At 65.0% G+C, this 1911-nt stretch carries 2 protein-coding genes; both read right to left on the bottom strand.

Annotation, left to right across the window (positions count from 1 at the left end):
* Window positions 1–125: 125 nt before the first annotated feature.
* Window positions 126–941: an IS21-like element helper ATPase IstB gene (gene istB / locus AC3WLD_RS18805; RefSeq protein WP_037556858.1), complete on the bottom strand. Its 816-nt coding sequence runs from the start codon at window positions 939–941 to the stop codon at window positions 126–128.
* Window positions 942–961: 20 nt separating this feature from the next.
* A partial coding sequence (locus tag AC3WLD_RS18800; RefSeq protein ID WP_492558395.1) for a Mu transposase domain-containing protein occupies window positions 962–1911 on the bottom strand: 950 nt, incomplete at its 5' end.

Raw genomic sequence — 1911 nt, 5'->3', positions numbered from 1 at the left:
GTGTCAACGGCGGTCGGATTCCAGGCCATGATGGCGGAGTAAAAGCAGGCCATTGAAGATGAGCGCGGATGATATGCAAAGGGCCCCGATCGGGGCCCTTTGCATATTTGCCGTTTTGCGGCGGGTCAGTCGGTGGCGTGGGCGGGAGTGGCCTGGTTTTGCTCCGCCCCGGCAGCGCGGCGGCGGTGGGCGGACTGCTTGAGGCGGTAGCTGTCGCCGTTCATGGTGAGGATGCTGACGTGGTGGGTGAGCCGGTCGAGCAGCGCTCCGGTGAGCCGCTCGGACCCCAGAACTTGGGTCCAGTCCTCGAACGGCAGGTTGGAGGTGACGATCGTCGATCCCCGCTCGTAACGCTGCGAGAAGGTTTCGAACAACAGTTCCGCGCCCGTGGGCGAGAGCGGAACGTAGCCCAGTTCGTCAACGATCAGCAGCTTCACGGCGGCAAGGTCGCGCTGCATCTTGAGCAACCGCTTTTCGTCGCGGGCTTCCATCAACTGGTTCACCAGCGCCGCGGCGGTGGTGAACGCGACGGTGAAGCCCTTCTGGCAGGCCGCCAGGCCCAGCGCGAGCGCGACGTGGGTCTTGCCGGTGCCGCTGTTACCCAGCGCGATGATGTTTTCCCGCCGCAGGATGTATTCGCAACGCGCCAGCTCCAGGACGAGCATCTTGTTGAGGCTGGGGATGGCCGTGAAGTCGAAGGTATCGAGGCTCTTCACCGCCGGGAACCGGGCGGCACGGATCCGGCGCTCGACCGTGCGGCGTTCCCGGTCGATCAGCTCCAGTTCGATGAGGCGCAGCAGGTAGCGGGTATGATCGACGCCATCACGCGCGCATTCCCGGGCCAGCTTCTCATACTCGCGCAGTACCGTCGGCAGCTTGAGCTGCTTGAGGTGATGCGTCAGCAGAACCTGAGGCGTGCCTGCCGTGGTGCCGGCCGGCATCTTGTCGTCCGTTGCCCTGCTCATGCTGCCAGTTCCGGCAGGAGCGTGGCATAGTCGGCGGCGCGGGTCGTCTTTACCTCCATCTTGGGTAGGTGCGGATAGGAGGCCAGATCGAGCCGGGCGGGTCTGCGCTCGATGCGCGCCAGCGCGATCTGCTTGACCGCATCGAAGCCGATCGCGCCGATATGGATCGCCTCGTTTATCGCCAAGGTGACCACCTCCATCGGGATGGCCTCCAGAAGACGCAGCACCTGGATGAACTCGCGTTTGCCCTTGTTGCCCATCCGCGCCTCCAGGAGGTGACGCAGATGCTGGAACACCTCGGGCAAGTCCCAGCCCTGCAACGCGGCAGCTTGGTCGAGTGCTCCTGGCTTGGTCTCGATCAGCGCCAGATAATGGAGCGGGTTCGCCACGAACATGGCCTCGCCATAGCAGCGCGGGTGACGGGCGATCTCCTCGCTGCCGCACAGGATGACGACCTGATCGACGAAGCCCTTCACCACCACGTCCTGGAAGCCGTAGCGGGTCGGAACCGAGTAGTCGTTGGTCCGGTAGCGCACCAATGCTGTCGACGATACGCGGGCGATCCGCGTCTCGCACGGCTCGAACGTCCCTGACGGCAAGGGACGCATCGCAGCCAGGTCGGCCACGAGCCGCTCGCCGATCGTCTGGCTGTGCCGTCCGGCCCGCTCTTCCTGCCGAGCGCGGCAGCGGCGTTCCAATTCCGCGTTAAAGTCGTCGTAGCTCGCCGCCTGCGGGATCGGCACCATGAAGTGTGTCCGCGCGTGCTTGACCAGCCCTTCGACCTTTCCCTTGTCATTGCCCTTGCCGGGGCGCCCGAAGCGATCGGTGAACAGGTAGTGGCTGACCAGTCCGGTGAAGGCCTGGGTGCGCTCGCGCTTGCCGTCACCGCAGATCTTCGCGACCGCGATCTTCGTGTTGTCGTACAGGATCGAGCACGGCACGGCGC

This window comes from Novosphingobium sp. FW305-C-111 (genome assembly GCF_058783565.1).
Note: the sequence above shows the minus strand (reverse complement) of the source record. Positions and strands in the feature narration are given on the sequence as shown.

Excerpts from the sequence above, each read along its gene's own strand:
- istB (WP_037556858.1), bottom strand. The coding sequence starts at position 941 with ATGCCGGCCGGCACCACGGCAGGCACGCCTCAGGTTCTGCTGACGCAT.